The organism is Pseudomonas sp. AM8, assembly GCF_036346475.1.
Classification (GTDB): Bacteria; Pseudomonadota; Gammaproteobacteria; order Pseudomonadales; family Pseudomonadaceae; genus Aquipseudomonas; species Aquipseudomonas marginalis.
The window spans coordinates 21895-43408 of the sequence record NZ_JAOTNX010000006.1 but is presented as its reverse complement, the minus strand read 5'-3'; the positions used below and the strand labels follow the sequence as shown (position 1 = coordinate 43408).

The following is a 21514-nucleotide window of genomic DNA, read 5'->3' as shown; positions in this document are numbered from 1 at the left end:
TATTATGTTACCCGTTCCTACGTCATTGAGTGGTCATCGTGTCCCGACTTTTTCCCGTTTTTGTCGTATTTGTCACCAGTTTGTTCCTCGCTGGTGCCGCTCAGGCCGAGGTCAAGGTGCTCACAAGCATCAAGCCATTGCAGTTGATTGCCGCTGCCGTGCAGGACGGTGTGGCGGTTCCGGAGGTATTGCTGCCGCCGGGTGCATCGCCCCATAACTTCGCCTTGCGCCCATCCGACGTACGGCGCGTGCAGTCGGTCGATCTGCTGTATTGGATCGGGCCGGACATGGAGGGCTTCCTGCCTCGCGTGCTCAAGGGGCGTACCGCACCGACCGTAGCGGTTCAAGACCTGCCGGGGCTGAAATTTCGTCGGTTCGCCGAAGATAGCCATTCCCACGCCGACGATGCCGACGAACATGACCATGATCACCGCCCGGGGAGCCTGGATGCGCACCTTTGGCTGTCCACGGTGAACGCTCGGGTGATCGCAGCGCGTATGGCCGCTGACCTCAGTGCAGCCGACCCAGTGAACGCCGCGCGTTATCAGAGCAATGCCAAGGCTTTCGACGAGCGCCTTGATGCACTGGATGCGCGCCTGAAAAAACGCCTGGCGAGCATCGGTGACAAACCTTACTTCGTGTTCCACGAAGCCTTTGATTACTTTGAAGACGCCTACGGGCTCAAGCACACCGGCGTGTTCAGCGTTGCCGCCGAAGTGCAGCCTGGCGCCCAGCATGTGGCGGCGATGCGTACGCGTTTGCAGGAAGTGGGCAAGACCTGTGTGTTCAGTGAGCCGCCGTTGCGTCCGCGTCTGGCCGAAACCTTGGTGGCAGGTTTGCCGGTGAAGCTGGCGGAATTGGATGCGCTGGGCGGCTACACCTCGGCCACGGCCCAGGGTTATGAGCAGGTGCTGGAGAAATTGGGGAATGACTTGGCAGGGTGCCTGGAGTCGTTATAAGCCGCAGCGCAGATCAAATGTGCGAGGGGGGCTTGCTCCCGATAGCAGAGTGCCAGTCAGTGCATAAGTTGACTGATCTACCGCTATCGGGAGCAAGCCCCCTCCCACATTTTTTTGCCCGCCTGAACCGTTAAAGGGCGAACGGCAGGTGGACAGTGACGTCTTGGCGTTGCGCCAGCCGATGCTCGAACTCGGCGGGATCGTGAATGAGAACATCCTGCCCGGCAAAGGACTCAGCGGCGATCAGGCGCGACAGCCAGAACCGCACGCACGCCACCCGCAGCATGGTCGGCCATAGCTCGGCCTCCTTGGCCGTGAACGGCCGCAGGCCTGCGTAGGCACCCAGCAGCGCTCGGGCGCGCGGGCCATCAATCACGCCATCGGCGTGTGAACACCAGTCATTCAGAGTGATCGCCACGTCGTACAGCATCGGGCCCGAGCAAGCATTGTAGAAGTCGATCAGACCCGTCAGGTGCGTGCCCTCGAACATCGCGTTGTCGCGGAACAGGTCGGCGTGCACGTTGGCGCGTGGCAGGGCGAGGATCTCGGCCTTATGGGTCTCGATTTCAGTCAATGCTGCTTGCAGCAGGCTTTGCTGTGCATCGTCCAGGTGCGAAATCAGCTGCGCACCCTCGCTGAGCATCCAGTCCAGGCCGCGATCGGTCCTGCGCTCCAGCACCTTCTCGCCTTGCGTCGCCAGGTGCAGATGGCCGAGCAGGTCGCCGACCTGGGCGCAATGCTGTGAGTTGGCGTCCTTGATGTGCTTGCCGGCCAGGCGTGGTTGCAGCAGGGCTGGTTTGCCTTTCAGTTCGCGCAATGCAACGCCATCGGTGGTACGCAGGGCATAGGGCACCGGCAGGTTGGCGTCGTGGAGCACGTCGAGCAGTTCGATGAAGAACGGCATTTCCTGCACGGGCCCGCGCTCAACCAGGGTCAGGACGTACTCGCCCTGTTCCAGGCTGATAAAGAAATTGGTGTTTTCGCTACCAGCGGCAATCCCCTGGAAGTCAAGCAGGCGGCCGAGCCCGTAGGGGGCGAGAAAGGTTTCCAGCTCGGGCCGAGCCAGGGGGGTGAACACAGACATGGTTAAAACTGCCAGTACGGGCGCCGCAGTGGGCGGCGCCAATTGAAGTTAAGAAATCATTTCCATTCGAAGATCTTCCATGACGGGATCAGCATATCCGGCTGGTCAGAGCGGATGAAGTTCGCGTCGGTTCCATCCGCGCGTACCAGGAAATACGGAGGCGCGCCTTTTACGGTCACCTTGATTGCATACAGGAAACCGTTTTGACGGTACTCCTGGATAGTCCGGTCGCCTTCCGTGCGAATGGTCACTTCCGGATCACCCGAAGGCGCGCTGTCTGCCGCCATGGCAGCCATCGGAGCGAGTGCAATCAGGCCGGTCAACAGCAGGCGATTGAATGTACGCATGATAACCTTGTCCCTTTGTTTTCATTGGTCCGGCTATTCTAGCGCCTGACCCGCCGAAAAGGTTGATCCTGCTCATGAGCCAAGCCCCCCTCGTCCTGGTGGACGGTTCGTCTTACCTGTACCGCGCGTTCCACGCGCTGCCACCGCTGACCACTTCCAAAGGCCTGCCGACCGGTGCGGTCAAGGGCGTGTTGAACATGCTCAAAAGCCTGCGCAAGCAGTACCCGGACAGCCCGTTCGCGGTAGTGTTCGACGCCAAGGGTGGGACGTTTCGCGATGACATGTACGCCGAATACAAGGCCAACCGCCCAAGCATGCCCGATGACATGCGCGTGCAAATCGAGCCCCTGCACCAGAGCGTGATCGCCCTGGGCTTCCCTTTGCTGTGCGTCGAAGGCGTCGAGGCCGATGACGTGATCGGTACCCTGGCCCGCAGCAGTGCGGCCGCTGACCGTCCGGTGGTGATCTCCACCGGCGATAAGGACATGGCGCAGTTGGTCGACGGACACATTACCCTGGTCAACACCATGACCGGTAGCTCGATGGACATCGAAGGCGTAAAGGAGAAATTTGGCGTCGCTCCGGAGCAGATCATCGACTATCTGGCGTTGATGGGCGATTCGTCCGACAACATCCCGGGCGTTCCGGGCATTGGCCCGAAGACCGCTTCCGGCTTGCTGGTGGGCGTGAACGGCGGCCTCAAAGAGCTTTATGAGCAGTTGGACATTGTGCCGACCCTGCCGATCCGCGGTGCCAAGACGCTGCCGGCGAAGCTGGAAGAGCATAAGGAGATGGCATTCCTCTCCTATCAGTTGGCGACGATCAAGATCGATGTGCCGCTGGACGTGGGTCTGGACGATTTGCACCTGATTGAACCGGATCGCGAAAAGTTGCTGGAGCTTTACACCCAGCTGGAGTTCAAGAGCTGGTTCGATGAGATTCAGCGCGATGCCAAGCGAGTGGAGCTCAAGGCCGCGCCTGTTGCCGAGGACATTGTTGAGGCCGCGCCCGCGGCACCCGCAGAAACGACCTACACCACGATCCTCGACCAAGCCACATTCGATGCCTGGCTGAAGAAGCTCAACGACGCGAAGTTGTTCGCTTTCGACACCGAAACCACCGGGATCGACGCTCAGCAGGCGCAACTGGTGGGGGTTTCCTTCGCCGTGCAGCCCCATGAAGCCGCCTACATCCCGCTGACCCATTCCTACATCGGTGCGCCGCAGCAGCTGGATCGCGACACTGTGTTGCTGGCCTTGAAGCCATTATTGCAAGACCCGAGCAAGCTCAAGGTCGGCCAGCACGCCAAGTTCGATATGAATATCCTGGCCAACTGTGCCATCGGCGGCGACCCGGCGAATGGCATCAGCGTGCGCGGTATCGCGTTCGACACCATGCTTGAATCCTACGTGTTGAATTCCACTGCGACCCGCCATGATATGGACAGCCTGGCCAAGAAGTACCTGGACTACGACACCGTCAGTTTCCAGGATATCGCCGGCAAAGGCGCCAAGCAGCTCACGTTCGACCAGATCCCGCTCGAACAGGCTGGCCCTTATGCCGCCGAGGATGCGGACGTGACGCTGCGCCTGCATCAGGCACTGCACGCACAGCTCACCGCCATACCGAGCCTGGCGAGTGTGTTGACGGACATCGAAATACCCCTGGTGCCGGTGCTTGCGCGTATCGAACGCCAGGGCGCGCTGGTGGATGCGCAGCTGCTCGGTGTCCAGAGCATCGAACTGGGCAACAAGATGGTCGAACTGGAGCGCCAGGCGTTCGAGATCGCCGGCGAAGCATTCAACCTGGGTTCGCCCAAGCAGCTCGGCGCGATTCTCTACGAGAAACTCGGCCTGCCGGTGCTGAAAAAAACGGGCAAGGGCCAGGCATCCACGGCAGAGGAAGTGCTGGCCAAGCTGGCCGAAGATGACTATCCGCTGCCCAAGGTACTGATGCAGTACCGCAGCATGAGCAAGCTGAAAAGCACTTACACCGACCGCTTGCCGGAGCAGATCAACCCGCGGACCGGGCGTGTTCACACCTCTTACCATCAGGCGGTGGCGGCGACCGGGCGGCTGTCTTCCAGCGACCCGAACCTGCAGAACATCCCGGTGCGCACCGCCGAAGGGCGGCGCATCCGCCAGGCGTTTGTCGCGCCCAAGGGCTACAAACTGCTGGCGGCGGACTATTCGCAGATCGAACTGCGGATCATGGCGCACCTGTCCAAGGACGAGGGGCTGATGAATGCGTTCCGTAACGACCTGGATGTGCATACCGCCACGGCGGCCGAGGTGTTCAAGGTCGAATTGGCTGAGGTCACCTCCAATCAGCGTCGCAGTGCCAAGGCGATCAACTTTGGCCTGATCTACGGCATGGGGGCTCAGAAGCTCGGCAAGGACATCGGTGTTGATACCAAGACCGCAAAGGCTTACATCGATGTGTACTTCGCCCGCTACCCAGGCGTTCGCGAGTACATGGAGCGCACCCGCGCCCAGGCTGCCGATCAAGGCTACGTGGAAACCTTCTTCGGACGTCGGCTGTATTTGCCGGATATCAACTCCAACAAGCCCCAGGAGCGCGCGGCCGCAGAACGCACGGCGATCAACGCGCCGATGCAGGGCACGGCGGCGGATATCATCAAGAAGGCCATGGTGCTGGTGGATAACTGGCTGACCGCGTCGGGCCTGGATGCCAAGGTGATCCTGCAGGTACACGATGAACTGGTGCTCGAAGTGCGGGAGGATCTGGTGGCCGAGGTCAGCGAGAAGATTCGCGAGCACATGAGCGCGGCCGCGCAGTTGGATGTGCCGTTGGTGGTGGACGTTGGCGTAGGCGACAACTGGGACGAAGCGCACTGATTTCGCGGCATCGCCACCACCGAGCGTGGTGGCGCAGTGCTTTAGATCGGAAATCCGCTGCAGTTATTTCCAATAGTTTTTTGACACTGCCGGAACTTAACCTGTGAACTGCTACTCAGAGTTACTGAATGGGTGGTGAAGCCCTTCAATGCTCCTATGTTGTGTTAAGTGTTGGCAGATATCCGGACCCCGCCCTAGCGGTCCGGTACTTGAACCCCGAACTTCCCCTCCCCATACGAAGTCCGGGGTTTTTTTTGCCCGCAGAAAAGTTACTCGGCGAGTTCCGCACCTTTGTCAGCCAATTCCATCCAGCCGGCCAGCACGGTATAGGCATCTTCCAGGCCCATGCGCTTGGGGGCCGAGAACAGCTGGATGGTGATTGTGTCACCCCAACCCTTGCGGATTTCGGACTGCACTTTGAGCAGGGTGTTCTTGGCGGCGCCGTAGGTAAGCTTGTCGGCCTTGGTCAGCAGGATATGCATCGGCATGCCGCTGGCGACCGCCCAATCCAGCATCAGCAGGTCGAAGTCGGTCATTGGATGACGGATATCCATCATCAGGATCAACCCCTTCAAACTCTCCCGGCCACCCAGGTAAGCCTCCAGGTGACGCTGCCAGTGCAGCTTCAGCGGGATAGGTACTTTTGCATAACCGTAGCCCGGCAGGTCGACCAGACGCCGATCATCGTCTAGCTTGAAGAAGTTGAGTAACTGCGTGCGGCCCGGGGTTTTTGAGGTGCGTGCGAGGCTGGCGTGGGTCAGGGTGTTCAGTGCGCTGGATTTACCGGCGTTGGAGCGACCGGCAAAGGCGACTTCAAAGCCTTCGTCATCGGGGCATTGGTCAACTTTGGCGGCGCTGAGCATGAAGGTGGACTGTTGGCACAGGCCGAGGATGGGGTTCTTGAGTTGCATGAGATTTCCGATGTGGGCGGTGCCGAAAAAGGGTGCGGCAAGCGGTGTCGTTTCCGTTTCAGTAGCGCCAGTATATAATGCCGCAGATTTTGTGTGTGCTTTGTCCCAGCGAAGGATGAAGTTCACGGGAGCGATAGACCTTTATTGCGCATTAGAACGCAAAACGCTCTCAAACCCTGAAAAGGTCGATGTATGACCCGATGGTTGCTCGCTTTTGGTGCCCTGGTTCCGCTGTATGGCGCTCAGGCTACACAGGATCCGGAAGCGGTGTACAACCGAGTTTGCGTGGCTTGCCATGCCGGCCAACTGCCGAACGCCCCGAAACGGGGTGACCAGGCAGCCTGGGCGCCAAGACTGGCGCAGGGCATGGACACGCTGGTGCAACACGTGACCCAGGGTTTCAAGGCAATGCCGCCGCGTGGTTTGTGCATGGACTGCAGTACCGAGGATTACCAGGCCATCATTGAGTTGATGGTGAGTAAACCCGGTAGATAACTCTTAAACCCTTAGCCGTAGTTGGATTAGCTGATGAACAAACTGATCGTGAGTCTGCTGTTGACCTTGGGCATCACCGGTGTTGCCGTCGCCGCAGAGGGCCCCCTTAAAGGTGATGCCACTGCCGGTCAAGCGAAAGCCGCCGTATGTGGTGCCTGCCATGGGCCGGATGGTAACAGCCCGGCGCCGAACTTCCCCAAATTGGCCGGCCAGGGTGAGCGTTACCTGACCAAGCAGATGCACGACATCAAGGATGGCAAGCGCACGGTCCTGGAAATGACCGGCCTGCTGACCAACCTCAGTGACCAGGACCTGGCAGACCTCGCGGCTTATTTTGCCAGCCAGAAAGGCAGTGTGGGAGCTGCTGATCCGAAACTGGTGGCCCGTGGTGAGAAACTGTTCCGCGGCGGTGACCTGGATAAAGGCCTGCCTGCCTGCACCGGTTGCCACTCGCCCAATGGCGCGGGCATAGCCGCCGCCGGCTTCCCGCACCTGAGCGGCCAGCACGCTACCTACATTGCCAAGCAGCTGACCGATTTCCGTAAGGAAGAGGCCGGGCGAGCCAATGATGGCGACGCGGCAATCATGCGCACCATCGCTCGCAAGCTGAGTGATGAAGACATTGCGGCGGTCTCCAGCTACATCCAGGGCCTGCACTAAGGTGCACGCAACGTTAACGCTCGATTAATCCATCGATGCAAGCATAAAAAGGGTGGCTTAGGCCGCCCTTTTTTGTGGCCGCTGCCGTTACACTAACGAACTCATGCCCGCGTAGACCTGTCACAACAAAGGTCGCGTGAGGCGACTTTATTTGTCCAGGAGTAAAGCATGCGTAATCTGATCCTCAGCGCCGCTCTCGTCACTGCCAGCCTCTTCGGCATGACCGCACAAGCTGCCGACGTGCCGCTTGAAGCCGGTAAAACCTACGTTGAATTGGCCAACCCAGTGCCGGTTTCGGTACCGGGCAAGATCGAAGTGGTAGAGCTGTTCTGGTACGGCTGCCCGCATTGCTACGCTTTTGAGCCGGTCATCAACCCTTGGGTCGAGAAGCTGCCCAAGGACGTGAACTTCAAGCGCATCCCCGCCATGTTCGGCGGCCCATGGGATGCCCACGGCCAACTGTTCCTGACCCTGGAAGCCATGGGTGTGGAGCACAAGGTCCACAACGCGGTATTCGACGCCATCCAGAAACAAGGCAAGCGCCTGACCAAGCCGGACGAAATGGCTGACTTCATTGCTACCCAAGGCGTCGACAAGGACAAGTTCCTGGCCACCTTCAACTCCTTCGCCATCCAGGGCCAGATCAAACAGGCCAAGGAGCTGGCGCAGAAGTACGGCGTGCAAGGCGTACCGACCATGATTGTCAACGGCAAGTATCGTTTCGACCTGGGCACTACCGGTGGTCCTGAAGCGACCCTCAACGTTGCCGACCAGTTGATCGCCAAAGAACGCGCAGCCAAGTAAGGGGCTCCTCATGCGCCGCTGGGGTACTGAACGTGTGGTTGGCCTGCGTGAACCGCAGGTCAACGCACATCACCTGGAGTCCACAGGTTTGCCGGCAGACAACCGCCTGCGCCTGCTCAGCTTCAATATCCAGGTGGGCAACAGCACCGAGAAGTACCGGCACTACCTCACCCGTGGCTGGCAGCATTTGCTGCCCCACAACGGCCGGGCCGGTAACCTGCAGAAGATCGGCGACCTGTTGAATGATTTCGACCTGGTCGCCCTGCAGGAGGCCGACGGCGGCAGCATGCGTTCCGGCTATATCAATCAGGTCGAACACCTGGCACACCTCGGGGCGTTCCCCTACTGGTATCAGCAGCTCAATCGCAACCTCGGGCGCCTGGCGCAGCACAGTAATGGTGTGCTCAGCCGTTTGAAGCCCACCTCCATCGAAGATCACCCATTGCCGGGCCCCAAGGGGCGCGGGGCGATTCTCGTGCGTTTTGGCGAAGGGCCTGAGGCCTTGGTGGTGGTGATGATGCACCTGGCGCTCGGGGGGCGTACGCGCAACCTGCAATTGGCCTACGTGCGCGACCTGATTGGCAACTACAAGCATCAGGTGTTGATGGGTGACATGAACACCCATGCGAACGACCTCCTGCTGAATTCCCCGTTGCGTGACCTCGGGCTACTGGCGCCGCAAGTCGAAGCCACGTTCCCCAGCTGGCGCCCGCAACGTTGTCTTGACCATATCCTGCTCAGCCCGACCCTCACACTTGAGAGTGTGCAGGTACTGGCGCAGCCCATCTCCGATCACCTGCCAGTCGCGGTAGAGATTCGTCTGCCGGGTTCGCTCACGGCTGATGCATTGCCCGCGTTGAGCCCCGGCCCTCGCGGACCCCTTGCATGAGCGACGACGCCCAGCGCTGGAAAGAAAAATACCTGTTAAGCATCGAGCAACAAGAAAAGCTCGAACGCCGTTGGGCTGCCCGCCTCGACCTGCTGCGTCGTGGGCTGGTGCGCAGCACGCTGGCGGCGGAAGGCACCGACCGCGCGGTTGACCAATGCATGAAGGAAATGCGCGACGTCGTGCGTACCGACGACATGGACGCTGCCCTCGCCGCCTTGCTGCCGCGCCTGGAAAAGGCGGTACTGGATTCGGAGCAGCGCCGCGAAACCCGGATCGACCAGATGAGCACCGCACTGACCTCCCTGGTCACGCAGTTGCAAAAGCTGCCGCTGCCCCGTGAGGTCGCCCGTCCGCTGAAAACCTTTGCCAAGCAGTTGGATGGCCGTGTCAGCCAGGCGCGCGAGATTCCCCTGTTGCTCAGCGAGTTGAGCAGCCTGCAAGGGCAGGCGCTGGATAACCTGGAGCCGGACGGTGAAACCGTGCGTCCCGGGCCGGGTTTGTTGCAACGCCTGTTTGGTGCCAAGGACGCTTCGAGCGAGGCGCCGGCCAGCGAGCCCATCCCCAGTCCGCCGCCGGCCCCTGTTGCCCCCAAGCCCGCCGCCGAGCCCCAGGAGCCCGAACAGTCCGACGAGTTGACGCAAGCGTTGCGAGCCTTTGCGCCGCCGTCTCAGGCGCCGCTTGCCGCGCAGCCTGAAGCCACAGCGCCAGCCAAGGCTGCCGATGTCGCCAGTGAAAAGTTTGTGTACGAGGCGCCTGTTCAAAGGGCCGCAGTGGCTGCGCCTGTCGACGCTTCTCCAGCACTTGTCGAGCCCGGGGAGCCCGAGCCACAGTTGCAAGAGCCCAGCACCGAGAGTGCTCTCGCCGCTTTTATCGAAGCGCCGCAGGTTGCCGTCGAGGCGCCGCAGGAGACGGTGATCGGCAGCCTCTCGTTCCCTCCGGTTCTTGACGTCGAAGAACCGGACCCCGATGAACTTCAATCGGATGGCCTCTACTCCCTGCCGGATTCACCGGAGCCATCGTATAGCTCCGTGGCCAAGCACATCGAAGACACCCTGATCGGCCTGCTGGAGGAGCTGGCCCTCCCCGAGCGCCATCGGCCCCAGGCCGAAGCCATGCGTGAGCGCTTGGCCCACGGCTTGAATTGGTACGAATTGCTGCCGATCCTCGATGACCTGGCGGTGCTGATGCTGGCGATCACCGACAGCGGCCAGCACGAGTTTGAGGCTTACCTCAAACAGCTCAACGAACGCCTTGAAGCCTTCCAGGGCCATCTGCAGGTGGCCAGCGACGGCCATGCCGACAGCCGCTCCGCTGCCAGGGAGTTGGACACGCAGATTCGCGAACAGGTCGACGGCCTGCAAAGCAGTGTCCAGGAAGCCGCGGACCTGGACAGCCTCAAGCAGGTGCTCGAAAGCCATCTGGAGGGTTTGCTCGGGACCATGGACGAGCACCAGCAACAACGTGATCAGCGCGAGCAGGAAGTGGCGGCGCGCCTGAAAGGCCTGGCCGAGCGGGTCGCCAATATGGAGCAGGAAGCCCAGGGTTACCGTGAGCACCTGGAGGTGCAACGCCAGAAGGCCCTGGTCGATCCGCTCACCGGTTTGCCTAACCGTGCGGCCTGGAGCGAGCGTCTGGACCATGAGGTCAATGCCTGGCACCAGCGTGGCAATAGCCTGTCGCTCGCGATGCTGGACCTGGATCACTTCAAGCGCATCAACGATGGCTACGGGCATCTGGCGGGTGACAAGGTGCTGAAAATCATCGCCAACGTCCTGCGCAAGCGCCTGCGCACCGGCGACTTTATCGCGCGGTTTGGCGGTGAGGAGTTTGTGTTGCTGATGCCCCACTCATCCCTCTCGGATGCGTTGGCGGTGGGTGAGGTGCTACGTGCTGCGATTGCCGCCTGCCCATTCCACTTCAAGGGCGAGCCGGTGACGATTACCGTGTCCATGGGCGTGGCGCAGTTCCTGCCCGGTGAGCGCAGTGAGCTGGCGCTCAAGCGAGCGGACGAAGCGTTGTATCGGGCCAAGGCCGCTGGGCGTAACCAGGTGCAGGCGGCGTAAAAGATGTTCCATTGTGTAATTTGACCGCCGGGCCACAAACGGTACGTTACACTGTTGCATTATCGTCTTCAGCGTACTGTCTTCCGCCATGAAATCCTTGTACTTCGCCTGTGTATTTCTTCTGCTCGCCGGTTGCGCCAGTGGTCCGCGCCTGGACACCCGCCACCCTTCGGCGAACCACGACAATCGCGTGCAGTTCGTGGTCGTGCACTACACCTCCACCAATCTTGAGCGTTCCCTCGCCCTGCTGACCCACGGCCAGGTCAGCGCTCATTACCTGATCGGTGACGACGCCGGCGCCACCATCTACAAGCTGGTGGATGAGAGCCAACGTGCGTGGCATGCGGGAGAAAGCGAGTGGATGGGGCGTACCTGGCTCAACTCCAGCTCCATCGGCATCGAGATCGTAAACCCTGGCTACAAGGACACCCCCACAGGCCGCTTGTGGTACCCGTACTCCGAGGCCCAGGTGAAATCATTGGTGGTGTTGCTCAAGGACATCAGCAAGCGCAATGGCATCGATCCCAGGAACATCATCGGCCATAGCGATATCGCACCCCTGCGCAAGCTCGATCCGGGGCCGCTGTTCCCCTGGAAGCGCCTGGCCGATGAGGGCCTGAGTGTGTGGCCGGATGCCCAGGCCGTCGCCCGTTTCCAGGTGCAGTACGCCGCTGAATTGCCGAGCATCACTTGGTTCCAGGAAGAATTGGCGCTCCTCGGTTACCCGACACCCCAGACGGGTGAGTTGGATGTCGCCACGCGCCATGTGATCGCGGCGTTCCAGATGCGCTTCCGGCCATCCCGGTTCGATGGCGTGCCGGATGCCGAAAGTGCTGCCATCCTGCGTGCCCTGAACCGGCGCTAAGCTGGCGCCTACAAGGGCAGCGCCATATAGAACTGGGTGCCCTGCCCCGGCCGCGAATACACCCCCATGCGGCCGCCGTGCAATTGCACGATCTCCTTGCACAGCGCCAGCCCCAGGCCGGCGCCGCCTTTCTTGCGGCCAACCTGGACGAAGGGTTCGAAGATGCGCCCTTGCTGGCCATAAGCGATACCTTCGCCGTTGTCTTCGACGCTGATAATCACCCGCTCGCCATGACGTCGCGCCTGCAGGCGAATTTGCCCACCGTCGGCGGTATGACGCAGGGCATTGCCCAGCAGGTTGTCGAGCACCCGTTCCAATTGCCCCTGGTCGGCATACAGCCGTGGCAGATCGGATTGCACTTCTACCAGCAGTTCTATGTGTTGCGCATTGGCGGGCTCCGCAAAGCGCGCGCGGGCGTGTTCGAGCAGATCGGTCACGTCGCAGGGGCCCAAGGTGAGTTTCTGCAGGCCATTCTGGTAGCGCGAGAAATTGAGCAGGTCGTTGATCAACTGCATCAGGCGCTGCATTTCTTCATTGACCGTATCCAGCAGGTCCGCTTCACGGGATTCCGGCGGGAACTTCGCGCGTTCACGGAACAGGCCGAACGCCATATGCATGCCGGTCACCGGCGTGCGCAGTTCATGGGACGCGCGCAAGACGAATTCGCTGCGTACCCGCTCGAAGGCGCGCTGTTCGGTGACGTCGTGCAGCACCATCACCGCCCCAAGGATATGTCCCTGGGTATGGCTGACGGGAGTGAGGCTGTAGGTCAGCAGGCGCAGTTCGCCTTCGACTTCGACTTCCAGGTCCTCCGGCGCGCGCTCCAGAGTGCCGCCGCGCAGCACCAGTTGCAGTTGTTCATCCAGCTCCGGGCGCACCAGGGCTTCGCCAAGGCCTTGGCCCAGGCGTTCCTCGTCCCAGCCCAATTGGCGTTGCGCAACGGGGTTGAGATGCTCCAGGCGGCCTTGGCGGTCAATCATCAGCAGGCCGTCGTCGATGCTGTCGAGCACGGCTTGCAGGCGCTGCTGGCCGGCCAGCAACTCGTCAACATTAGTCGCCTGATGCTGGCGCACCGCCTCGGCCATAAGGCCGAAGCGACGGGTCAACAGGTTCATTTCCGCTGCCGAAGAGAGCGGTAGGGTCACTTCAAAATCGCCCTGGCCGATCTTGTCGGCTGCTTTTGCCAGCGCTTCGATCGGGCCGCCAAATCGCCGGGCGATGCCATGGGCCGTGACAAATCCGATGATCAGCACTGCAAGGCCCACCAACCCCAGCAAACCGGCGATCAGCAAGGCGCGCGCGCGGGATTTATGCTCGCTGGCGCTGATGTTTCCCAGGGCTTGTTTATGTTCGGCAATCAGCCCGTTGCGCAGCACATTGAAGGTTTCGGTGAGTTTTTCCTTGCTGCCCGGTGGTGGCGACGCCTGCTGGGATTGCTCGAAGGCGTCCAGCAGGTCCTGGTATTGGGCTCGCGCCTGGCTGAAACCGTGGTTATGGCCGTCGCGTTGCTCATGGGCGATGCCTTGGTCCAGCAGGTCGAAGTAATGCTGCTTGGAGCTTTGCAATGCCTGCGGATCGGGGCGATGTTCCAGCATCATGATCAATTGGTCGCCCAGGCTTTGGCGCAGTTTGAGCCCCAGGTCCAGCGTGACGAAGTTGCTGCGAATCAGGGACTCCTGGGTCTTGGCCATTTGCATGACGCTGACCAGACCCAGGATCAGACCCAGTAGGGCGACGGTGATCAGCGCTGAGATACTCAGGAACAATCGAGTGCGCAGTTTCATCGCTAGCTTCATAGGGTGCAGCTCACAGGTTGTACTGTTTGCGTTTGCGGTACAGGGTCGACGCGTCGATGCCGAGGGTGCGGGCGGCCTGGTCCAGGGTATCGCTGGTGGCCAATACGGCGCCGATATGGGCTTTCTCCAGCTCGTCCAGGCTCAACGCCGCGCCAATGCGCGGGGCGTTATTGGTCGGTTGTTCGGCCATGCCGAGGTGGATGATTTCGACCTTTTCCTGTGGGCAGATGATGCTGGCGCGTTCCACCACGTTGCGTAGTTCGCGGATATTGCCTGGCCAGCGATAGTTGAGCAGGGCTTCGCGCGCTTGATCACTGAAGCCCCGCGCCGGGCGGGCGTATTCCTTGACGAAGCGCGCCAGGAAGCGGTCTGCCAGGGTGAGGATGTCTTCACTGCGCTCGCGCAGCGGGGGCAGGTGCAAGGTGATGACGTTGAGGCGATACAGCAAGTCTTCACGGAAGCGACCGTCGCGCACCATGTCTTCCAGGTTCAGGTTGGTGGCGGCCAGGATACGCACATCGGCGCGACGGGTGACCGGGTCGCCCACGCGCTCATACTCCTTGTCCTGGATAAATCGCAGCAACTTGGGTTGCAGAGTGAGGGGAAAGTCGCCGATCTCGTCGAGAAACAGTGTACCGCCGTCCGCCTGGTTGACCCGGCCCAACGTGCTCTCACTGGCACCGGTAAAGGCACCACGGCTATGGCCGAACAGCTCGCTTTCCATCAGTTCTGCCGTCAGCGACGGACAGTTGATGGTCACGCAGGATTTCTTCGAGCGCTTGCTCCAGCCGTGAATGGCCCGGGCCAGTTCGCCTTTACCCGTGCCGGACTCGCCGAGGATCAGGATGTTGGCATCGGTGCCCGCCACCTGGCGTGCGGTTTCAAGCACAACCATCATTGACGGGCTGTGGGAGTCGAGGCCGTCTTTCTGCTGGCGTACGGCGCCTTCCAATGCTTCCAGGCGCGCGGAAAGTTGGCGCACTTCCAGCTGTTTGGCGGTGGCCAGGCGAAGTTGGTCGGGGCTGCAAGGCTTGACCAGGTAGTCGGCGGCACCCGCCTGGATCGCGTCCACGGCGGTATCGACGGCGGAATGGGCGGTGACGATCACCACACGCATCCACGGCGCCTGGATCCGCATCTGGGCCAACACATCCAGGCCATTGTCTTCACCCAGGCGCAGGTCCAGGAAGCACAGGTCGAACACCTGGCGTTGCATCAGGGCATCGGCCTGGGCGGCGCTGTTGGCGGTGGCGACGGTGTAGCCTTCATCTTCCAGGCAATAACGGAAGGTGCGGAGGATCGCGGACTCGTCATCCACTAAAAGAATGCGGCCTTGAAGTTCCTTGGCTGATTCCATCTGTCCCGCGCTCCTTAACTATGAATGATGGTGTTTAGTCCCGGAATAATCGGGCAAGTTGCATGGTTTATTCTGATCGATAAAAAGCAACGTCGTGCAGCTATCTGCAAGTCTTCCTACAAAGCCCCGTCTGATGGCGTTTTCATGCCGTCTTGCCACTTCGGCAACTCAACCCGCGCATTCGATCCTTTGACCCGACCGCTGGCCATCGTGCATTTCGCACGGCCTGTAGCGGTGGATCGTGCAGGATGCTGCGCCGCCAGTTGAGCCTTAATTTATAAGCTGTTGATTTTAATGGTTTTTATTTTGTAAAAAAGCTGGCATGCGCTCTGCAATACCTCTCTCAAGAGCGTCATGAACGAATAATCAGAATGCGGGAGAAAAGCAGCATGACTCGCCAACACCTCAGCCAACTGCGTGTATCGCCACTGCGTATGCAACAGGGGCTGTTTGCCAGCCTGGCCCTGATGGTCACGCTGATTGCAGGCCAGCAGATGCAACATTGGCAGCAGAGTCAGCACCAAGCCCCGCAATTCGAACGTCCGGTAATGACCCAGACCCATTTCAGTTCCATTGAGAGCCGTGCCGTCGGGAGCGTTTCTGCCGATGTGACCGCCAAGCAATTGAGAGTGGCCGATCAGGACTCCACCCTGGGCGAGCTGCCAACCCAAGAGCGTTGGGTGTTCTAGGCAAAAACGTCGGACGCTTGTGTTGAGCGCCTGAACGGTATCACCGCTGTTACCTTTTATAGAAGCGTAAGGAGAATCACCATGTTGAGTTGGGCAATCACATTTCTGATCATCGCCATTGTGGCCGCAGTCCTGGGCTTCGGTGGTATCGCGGGCACCGCCACGGGTATCGCCAAGATTCTGTTTGTGGTCTTCCTGGTGATGTTCATTGCTTCGTTCTTCTTTGGTCGTCGCGGCCGAGGCTGAAAATGACCACTTTGTCCCTCAAAGCGATTGCTGCCGCTGTGCTCTTGGGCGGCAGCGGCTTCGCGATGGCCGCCAATGACGGTCAGTCGCGGGCCAACGAACTGCTCAGCGCGGATCCGCAGTACCGCGAGACCTGGCAAGGCGTGGTGAAGAAAGAAGAGCGCCTGCCGGAATGGGTCTTGAACCTGTCGGGCACGGCCGAGCAGATGAATGCCGTGGAAGAAGATGGCGATAAGTACTTGGTGGGGCCGCTCTGCGAAACTGCGGATACGTGCCTTAACAAGCGCCTGATCGTCGCCTTCAGCCTCGACAAGGAAGATGCCTACGCCATGTTGGTGGAAGTCCCTGCCGGTTTGCCGGCGGACAAGTCTCCGACGCGGCATGCCGATTACCGGTTTATCGGTAAGCCGGACGAAGGCATGCAGAAGCTGCTGATGGAGCAGCTGAAGAAAGATCCGAATTGGTACTAGGTTGCGTCTGACGGGTCTGTCGTCTGCGCGATCAGCGTCCATAGAAAGAAGCCTCTCGCTTCTTTCTGTCTGCATCCCCCGCCAAGGGGGATGCATGACCAGGGGGCCGGGTTGTTCTGATCAATTGAGATCGGCGTGACCTACGGGCACAGGGAGTGCCTGCGCAAGGGCCAGGTCAGGTGAAAAGCTGCGACGCAGGTTCACAAGCCCACGGCTTGCTGAACTTGCGGCGGGCTTGTGACTCTTATTCCCGCCTCCTATGCCGCCCATAGCCACAAATCCTGATTTTGCTTTCGACCAACCATTACTGGGTGTGTCGGGGCGACCATCTATCGAGAAAGTTTTGCTCGCGCCATAGGACGTTTCCGACGCTCGACGGCAGAGTTCCCGGGCATTTCTGCCAACCTCTCCAAGACCTGCAAAATCTCTGCGCGAGCCTGAATTGGCAGGTTCACGGCATATTCACCGGACAAAATGTCACATTTGAACTGACCGTTCGGACAGTTATTATGGAAAAAAGTCATGCCGATTTGGCATGGGGTAGGCGTTTACGGCATTAGACGTCGTCCCCTTGCATGGGAATAGTTGCGCCTTTTTTCGCCTGCCAGTAAGCCATTTCGGCCATGCTGCGGTGACCTTCCATGGAGGCAGATGCGCACACTTTTTCGCTCTCGAGCGTTGCAGCTGGCGCATTTGCCTTAAGTCCACTTGAAGTAAGGGTAATGACATGAAGAAGGCAAAGCTAAGCCTCGCCTGGCAGATCCTCATCGGTTTGGTATTGGGGATCGCAATCGGCGCAGTGCTCAACCATTTCAGTGCTGAAAAGGCCTGGTGGATCAGCAATGTGTTGCAGCCAGCGGGCGATATCTTTATCCGCCTGATCAAGATGATCGTGATCCCGATTGTGATTTCCTCGTTGATCGTCGGCATTGCCGGTGTCGGTGACGCGAAAAAACTCGGGCGCATCGGCGTCAAAACCATCCTTTACTTCGAAGTGGTCACCACCATCGCCATCGTGGTCGGCCTGCTGCTTGCCAACCTTTTCCACCCGGGCGCAGGCATCGACATGAGTACCCTGGGTACCGTCGATATTTCCAAGTACCAGGCGACCGCCGCCGAGGTGCAGCATGAGCATGCGTTCATCCAGACCATCCTCAACCTGATCCCGTCTAACATCTTCGCCGCTGTAGCCCGTGGCGAGATGCTGCCGATCATCTTCTTCTCCGTGCTGTTCGGCCTGGGCTTGTCGAGCCTCAAGCCGGAGCTGCGCGAGCCGCTGGTGACCATGTTCCAGGGCGTGTCCGAGAGCATGTTCAAAGTCACCCACATGATCATGAAGTACGCCCCCATCGGCGTATTCGCGCTGATCGCGGTGACCGTGGCCAACTTCGGCTTTGCCTCGCTGCTGCCGCTGGCCAAGCTGGTGATCCTGGTTTACGTCGCCATCCTGTTCTTCGCCTTTGCGGTGCTGGGCCTGATCGCTCGCCTGTTCGGCTTCTCGATCCTCAAGCTGATGCGCATCTTCAAGGACGAGTTGGTGCTGGCCTACTCCACCGCCAGTTCCGAAACTGTGCTGCCGCGTGTGATCGAGAAGATGGAAGCCTACGGCGCGCCCAAGGCCATCTGCAGCTTCGTGGTGCCGACCGGCTACTCGTTCAATCTCGACGGTTCGACCCTGTACCAGAGCATCGCGGCGATCTTTATCGCCCAGCTGTATGGCATCGACCTATCGATCGGCCAGCAACTGATGCTGGTATTGACCCTGATGGTCACCTCCAAAGGCATCGCTGGTGTGCCGGGCGTGTCCTTCGTGGTGCTGCTGGCCACCCTGGGCAGCGTGGGTATCCCGCTGGAAGGCCTGGCCTTCATCGCCGGTGTCGACCGCATCATGGACATGGCCCGTACCGCGCTGAACGTGATCGGCAACGCCCTGGCCGTGCTGGTCATCTCGCGCTGGGAAGGCATGTACGACGACGCCAAGGGCGAGCGCTACTGGAACTCCCTGCCGCACTGGCGCACCAAGCAAGCCCTGCCGACTGCCCAAGCCACTCGCGGCTGATAGCCCGACGGCTGTAAGACAAACCCCGGTAAATCCGGGGTTTGTCGTTTCTGTCAGCCCCGCTATCATTCGCCCCATCTTTCGGGGGATTCAACTGATGCTCAATGGCCTGTGGCTTGGCTTCTTTGTCGTGGCAATGGTGTCAGCACTGGCGCAATGGCTGGTGGGCGGTAACGCCGGGATTTTCGCGGCGATGGTCGAAAGCATTTTCGCCATGGCCAAATTGTCCGTGGAAGTGATGGTGCTGTTGTTCGGCACCCTGACGTTATGGCTGGGCTTCTTGCGTATCGCCGAAAAAGCCGGGATTGTCGAATGGCTGGCCAAGGCCCTGGGCCCGCTGTTCCTGCGCCTGATGCCGGAAGTGCCGGCCGGTCACCCGGCCATTGGCCTGATCACCCTCAACTTTGCCGCCAACGGCTTGGGCCTGGATAACGCAGCAACACCTATCGGCCTGAAGGCCATGAAGGCGCTGCAAGAGCTCAATCCCATCCCTAACACGGCGACTAACGCACAAATCCTGTTCCTGGTGCTCAATGCATCCTCCCTGACCCTGTTGCCGGTGACGATCTTCATGTATCGCGCCCAGCAAGGTGCGCCCGATCCGACCCTGGTATTCCTGCCGATCCTGCTGGCCACCAGCGCATCCACATTGGTGGGCCTGCTGTCGGTGGCGGTGATGCAGCGCCTGCGGCTGTGGGACCCGGTGGTGCTGGCCTACCTGGTTCCAGGCGCATTGGTACTGGGTGGGTTCATGGCCCTGCTGGCGACCCTCTCGGCCACCGCATTGGCCGGGTTGTCGTCAATCCTCGGCAACCTCACGTTGTTCGGCCTGATCATGCTGTTCCTGCTGATCGGCGCGCTGCGCAAGGTTAAGGTCTACGAAGCATTTGTCGAAGGCGCCAAGGAAGGCTTCGACGTCGCCAAGAACCTGCTGCCGTACCTGGTGGCGATGCTGTGTGCGGTGGGCGTGTTGCGTGCCTCCGGCGCGTTGGACCTGGGCCTCGAAGGCATTCGCCATGTGGTGGCCTGGACGGGCATGGACACGCGCTTTGTCGACGCCTTGCCGACCGCAATGGTCAAGCCCTTCTCCGGCAGCGCGGCCCGGGCGATGTTGATCGAGACCATGCAGACCCAGGGGGTGGACAGCTTCCCGGCGTTGGTGGCGGCGACGATTCAGGGCAGTACGGAGACCACCTTTTATGTGTTGGCGGTGTACTTCGGTTCGGTGGGCATCCAGCGGGCGCGGCATGCCGTAGGGTGCGCGTTGCTGGCTGAGTTTGCTGGTGTGGTCGCAGCGATCGCGGTGTGCTACTGGTTCTTTGGCTGAGGCTTAAATAGCTATCGGGAGCAAGCCCCCTCCCACATTCTGAATGTGTTCACAGATCCAAATGTGGGAGGGGGCCCCGATGAGGCCCTCAGCGTTTCACCGCACCATTGCCCTGCTGAACAACCCACTCCACCACCTGCCTGTTCAACTGATCTCCCGCCAACCCAAACCCGGTCACCACCGCCGGCACTTTGGTGTCAGTCACCGCCTGCTGCACTTCAAACCGCCGGCTGGCAATAATCCGCTGATCACTCCCACGCACCAGGCGTGCGTCGAGGCGGATCACCACCGCTACCGCACTGCCCCGGTACTCGCTCTGAAACGCCTGCAACTGCCCGCCCAATTCATAATCGGCCTGCAGGTTGGTGTCGTCGGTGCTCAACAGCGTTACGCGTCCATCGCGCTGGAACCCGTCCATCAGGCGATTGCGCAGCAGCACCGGCACTGGGTCGCTCCAGCGTGAGTTCGCATAGCTGCTGATCAAATCGCCATTGGGCACCACGGCGATGCGTGGGCTGTCGAGGAACTCACTGGTCTGCGGCTTGGCCAGGCGCAGCGACCAATTGACTGGCGCGCCCTGGGTCGTGCCCTGGGCCGTAGGCAGTCGGTAGACGTCCGACGGATCCGCCTTGGGCAGGATCGAACACGCGCTGATCAGCGCCAAGGCCACAGGGGCGATCATTTGGTAAGCACGCTTCATGGCGTGAACTCCTTGTTCTTGTCGCTGCCCAGCAGGTAGCCGCTGGGGTTGGCTTCCAGGCGGCGAGAGATGGCGCGCAGTGAACCGAGGGTTTCGCGCAGTTCGCGCACGGCCGGCGCCAGTTCGTTGAGGCCCTGCATGCCGCTGTTCACCGAGTCCTTGTTGTTGGTCAGCAAGGTATTGATGGTGGCGGTGCTTTGCTCAAGGGATTTCATCGCCTGTTCGGCGCTGCCGAAGACCTGCTTGCCTTGATCACTGAGCAGGCCATTGGCGTTGCGCATCAGCGCCGTGGTTTGCTCCAGGGCGGCCCCGGCCTGCTTGCTTACCTGCATCAATTGCTGCATCACCACCTTGATATCCCCACGCTGGTCGGCAATCGCGCCGGTGGTTTGTTCCAGATGGTCCAGGGTGTTGCTGAGGCGCTCGACATTCTGCGCGGAGAACATGTCGTTGGCGTTGTGCAGCAGCAGGTTGATGCTGGTCATCAGGTCGTTGCTGTTATTGAGTAATCGCGCGATCGGCGATGGCGAGGCGATGATCTCCGGCAGGTTGCCGTCCTTGCCCTTGAGCTCCGGGCTTTGCGGCGTGCCGCCGCTGAGTTGGATGATCGAGGTGCCGGTGATGCCGGTCAGCGCGAGTTTGGCCTGGGTGTCTTCCTTGATCGGCGTCTGGCCGGCCAGGCGAATGCGCGCGAGTACGCGGCGCGGGTCCTTGGGATCCAGGCGCAGGCTGATGACATCGCCCACCTTGATCCCGCTGTATTGCACCGAGCTGCCCTGGGACAGACCGCTGACCGCTTCGTTGAAGATCACTTCGTAATCCTGGAAGGCGCTGTCGACGCTGGATTTGGCCAGCCACAGGCCAAACAGCATCGCGCCGACCACCACGATCACGCTGAACAGACCGATCATCACATGATGGGCTCGGGTTTCCAT

The 21514-nt window shown here is 60.5% G+C and carries 20 protein-coding genes; 13 read left to right on the top strand and 7 right to left on the bottom strand.

Going from position 1 to position 21514, the window contains the following annotated elements; all coding sequences use genetic code 11:
* Positions 1–29 precede the first annotated feature (29 nt).
* Entirely contained in the window at positions 30–959 is a 930-nt protein-coding gene (locus V3W40_RS15850; RefSeq protein ID WP_330215313.1) for a zinc ABC transporter substrate-binding protein, read from the top strand.
* Positions 960–1089: 130 nt separating this feature from the next.
* On the opposite strand, the gene V3W40_RS15845 is transcribed toward V3W40_RS15850, so the two are convergent.
* A complete protein-coding gene (locus tag V3W40_RS15845; protein WP_330215312.1) occupies positions 1090–2043 on the bottom strand; it encodes a homoserine kinase in 954 nt (317 codons plus the stop codon).
* 56 nt (positions 2044–2099) lie between these two features.
* Positions 2100–2390: a DUF2782 domain-containing protein gene (locus tag V3W40_RS15840; RefSeq protein WP_060756492.1), complete on the bottom strand. Its 291-nt coding sequence runs from the start codon at positions 2388–2390 to the stop codon at positions 2100–2102.
* Between the two features lie 74 nt (positions 2391–2464).
* Between V3W40_RS15840 and polA the strand changes: the two genes are divergently transcribed.
* On the top strand, positions 2465–5248 hold the full coding sequence (gene polA / locus V3W40_RS15835; RefSeq protein ID WP_330215311.1) for a DNA polymerase I: 2784 nt from the start codon (positions 2465–2467) through the stop codon (positions 5246–5248).
* 269 nt (positions 5249–5517) lie between these two features.
* On the opposite strand, the gene yihA is transcribed toward polA, so the two are convergent.
* On the bottom strand, positions 5518–6159 hold the full coding sequence (yihA, locus tag V3W40_RS15830) for a ribosome biogenesis GTP-binding protein YihA/YsxC (RefSeq protein WP_027608030.1): 642 nt from the start codon (positions 6157–6159) through the stop codon (positions 5518–5520).
* 192 nt (positions 6160–6351) lie between these two features.
* Here yihA and V3W40_RS15825 point away from each other — a divergent pair, with 192 nt between their 5' ends.
* From V3W40_RS15825 to V3W40_RS15800, 6 genes are all read left to right on the top strand, one after another.
* Entirely contained in the window at positions 6352–6654 is a 303-nt protein-coding gene (locus V3W40_RS15825) for a c-type cytochrome (RefSeq protein ID WP_027608029.1), read from the top strand.
* Positions 6655–6687: 33 nt separating this feature from the next.
* Entirely contained in the window at positions 6688–7314 is a 627-nt protein-coding gene (locus V3W40_RS15820; protein WP_065926859.1) for a c-type cytochrome, read from the top strand.
* Between the two features lie 168 nt (positions 7315–7482).
* On the top strand, positions 7483–8118 hold the full coding sequence (dsbA, locus tag V3W40_RS15815) for a thiol:disulfide interchange protein DsbA (RefSeq protein ID WP_027608027.1): 636 nt from the start codon (positions 7483–7485) through the stop codon (positions 8116–8118).
* A gap of 10 nt (positions 8119–8128) precedes the next feature.
* Positions 8129–9007, top strand: coding sequence for an endonuclease/exonuclease/phosphatase family protein (locus V3W40_RS15810; protein WP_065926860.1), 879 nt, complete (start codon positions 8129–8131; stop codon positions 9005–9007).
* Positions 9004–11070, top strand: coding sequence for a diguanylate cyclase (locus V3W40_RS15805; protein WP_330215310.1), 2067 nt, complete (start codon positions 9004–9006; stop codon positions 11068–11070). The genes V3W40_RS15810 and V3W40_RS15805 overlap by 4 nt, the downstream gene beginning before the upstream one ends.
* Before the next feature lie 88 nt (positions 11071–11158).
* Complete coding sequence (locus tag V3W40_RS15800) at positions 11159–11935, top strand: N-acetylmuramoyl-L-alanine amidase (RefSeq protein ID WP_027608024.1); 777 nt, start codon at positions 11159–11161, stop codon at positions 11933–11935.
* A gap of 8 nt (positions 11936–11943) precedes the next feature.
* Here V3W40_RS15800 and V3W40_RS15795 read toward each other — a convergent pair whose 3' ends face one another.
* A complete protein-coding gene (locus tag V3W40_RS15795; RefSeq protein WP_330215309.1) occupies positions 11944–13731 on the bottom strand; it encodes a KinB sensor domain-containing domain in 1788 nt (595 codons plus the stop codon).
* A 10-nt stretch (positions 13732–13741) separates the two neighbouring features.
* The gene (gene algB, locus V3W40_RS15790) at positions 13742–15088 is read right to left on the bottom strand and encodes a sigma-54-dependent response regulator transcription factor AlgB (RefSeq protein ID WP_065926864.1); all 1347 of its coding nucleotides are present in this window, start codon (positions 15086–15088) and stop codon (positions 13742–13744) included.
* Between the two features lie 389 nt (positions 15089–15477).
* Between algB and V3W40_RS15785 the strand changes: the two genes are divergently transcribed.
* The 5 genes from V3W40_RS15785 (at position 15478) to V3W40_RS15765 (ending at position 19879) form a co-directional block, all read left to right on the top strand.
* Positions 15478–15777 carry a hypothetical protein gene (locus V3W40_RS15785; protein ID WP_330215308.1) on the top strand — a complete coding sequence of 100 codons (300 nt, stop codon included), beginning with the start codon at positions 15478–15480 and terminating at the stop codon, positions 15775–15777.
* A gap of 81 nt (positions 15778–15858) precedes the next feature.
* Positions 15859–16023: a DUF1328 domain-containing protein gene (locus V3W40_RS15780; RefSeq protein ID WP_003170804.1), complete on the top strand. Its 165-nt coding sequence runs from the start codon at positions 15859–15861 to the stop codon at positions 16021–16023.
* Between the two features lie 2 nt (positions 16024–16025).
* Positions 16026–16493: an inhibitor of vertebrate lysozyme family protein gene (locus tag V3W40_RS15775; protein ID WP_065946470.1), complete on the top strand. Its 468-nt coding sequence runs from the start codon at positions 16026–16028 to the stop codon at positions 16491–16493.
* A 727-nt stretch (positions 16494–17220) separates the two neighbouring features.
* Positions 17221–18552, top strand: coding sequence for a glutamate/aspartate:proton symporter GltP (gltP, locus tag V3W40_RS15770; protein WP_065926866.1), 1332 nt, complete (start codon positions 17221–17223; stop codon positions 18550–18552).
* A 97-nt stretch (positions 18553–18649) separates the two neighbouring features.
* Positions 18650–19879 carry a nucleoside recognition domain-containing protein gene (locus tag V3W40_RS15765; protein ID WP_027608018.1) on the top strand — a complete coding sequence of 410 codons (1230 nt, stop codon included), beginning with the start codon at positions 18650–18652 and terminating at the stop codon, positions 19877–19879.
* A gap of 88 nt (positions 19880–19967) precedes the next feature.
* Here the strand turns inward: V3W40_RS15765 and V3W40_RS15760 are convergent, their stop codons facing one another.
* On the bottom strand, positions 19968–20579 hold the full coding sequence (locus tag V3W40_RS15760; protein WP_065926867.1) for an ABC-type transport auxiliary lipoprotein family protein: 612 nt from the start codon (positions 20577–20579) through the stop codon (positions 19968–19970).
* Positions 20576–21514, bottom strand: a complete 939-nt coding sequence (locus V3W40_RS15755) for an MlaD family protein (protein WP_027608016.1) — start codon at positions 21512–21514, stop codon at positions 20576–20578. The genes V3W40_RS15760 and V3W40_RS15755 overlap by 4 nt, the downstream gene beginning before the upstream one ends.

Bases quoted from the DNA above. Each gene is read 5' to 3' on its own strand.
- V3W40_RS15845 (WP_330215312.1), bottom strand. From the start codon at position 2,043: ATGTCTGTGTTCACCCCCCTGGCTCGGCCCGAGCTGGAAACCTTTCTC.
- V3W40_RS15840 (WP_060756492.1), bottom strand. From the start codon at position 2,390: ATGCGTACATTCAATCGCCTGCTGTTGACCGGCCTGATTGCACTCGCT.
- polA (WP_330215311.1), top strand. From the start codon at position 2,465: ATGAGCCAAGCCCCCCTCGTCCTGGTGGACGGTTCGTCTTACCTGTAC.
- yihA (WP_027608030.1), bottom strand. From the start codon at position 6,159: ATGCAACTCAAGAACCCCATCCTCGGCCTGTGCCAACAGTCCACCTTC.
- V3W40_RS15825 (WP_027608029.1), top strand. From the start codon at position 6,352: ATGACCCGATGGTTGCTCGCTTTTGGTGCCCTGGTTCCGCTGTATGGC.
- V3W40_RS15820 (WP_065926859.1), top strand. From the start codon at position 6,688: ATGAACAAACTGATCGTGAGTCTGCTGTTGACCTTGGGCATCACCGGT.
- dsbA (WP_027608027.1), top strand. From the start codon at position 7,483: ATGCGTAATCTGATCCTCAGCGCCGCTCTCGTCACTGCCAGCCTCTTC.
- V3W40_RS15810 (WP_065926860.1), top strand. From the start codon at position 8,129: ATGCGCCGCTGGGGTACTGAACGTGTGGTTGGCCTGCGTGAACCGCAG.
- V3W40_RS15805 (WP_330215310.1), top strand. From the start codon at position 9,004: ATGAGCGACGACGCCCAGCGCTGGAAAGAAAAATACCTGTTAAGCATC.
- V3W40_RS15800 (WP_027608024.1), top strand. From the start codon at position 11,159: ATGAAATCCTTGTACTTCGCCTGTGTATTTCTTCTGCTCGCCGGTTGC.
- V3W40_RS15795 (WP_330215309.1), bottom strand. From the start codon at position 13,731: ATGAAGCTAGCGATGAAACTGCGCACTCGATTGTTCCTGAGTATCTCA.
- algB (WP_065926864.1), bottom strand. From the start codon at position 15,088: ATGGAATCAGCCAAGGAACTTCAAGGCCGCATTCTTTTAGTGGATGAC.
- V3W40_RS15785 (WP_330215308.1), top strand. From the start codon at position 15,478: ATGACTCGCCAACACCTCAGCCAACTGCGTGTATCGCCACTGCGTATG.
- V3W40_RS15780 (WP_003170804.1), top strand. From the start codon at position 15,859: ATGTTGAGTTGGGCAATCACATTTCTGATCATCGCCATTGTGGCCGCA.
- V3W40_RS15775 (WP_065946470.1), top strand. From the start codon at position 16,026: ATGACCACTTTGTCCCTCAAAGCGATTGCTGCCGCTGTGCTCTTGGGC.
- gltP (WP_065926866.1), top strand. From the start codon at position 17,221: ATGAAGAAGGCAAAGCTAAGCCTCGCCTGGCAGATCCTCATCGGTTTG.
- V3W40_RS15765 (WP_027608018.1), top strand. From the start codon at position 18,650: ATGCTCAATGGCCTGTGGCTTGGCTTCTTTGTCGTGGCAATGGTGTCA.
- V3W40_RS15760 (WP_065926867.1), bottom strand. From the start codon at position 20,579: ATGAAGCGTGCTTACCAAATGATCGCCCCTGTGGCCTTGGCGCTGATC.
- V3W40_RS15755 (WP_027608016.1), bottom strand. From the start codon at position 21,514: ATGGAAACCCGAGCCCATCATGTGATGATCGGTCTGTTCAGCGTGATC.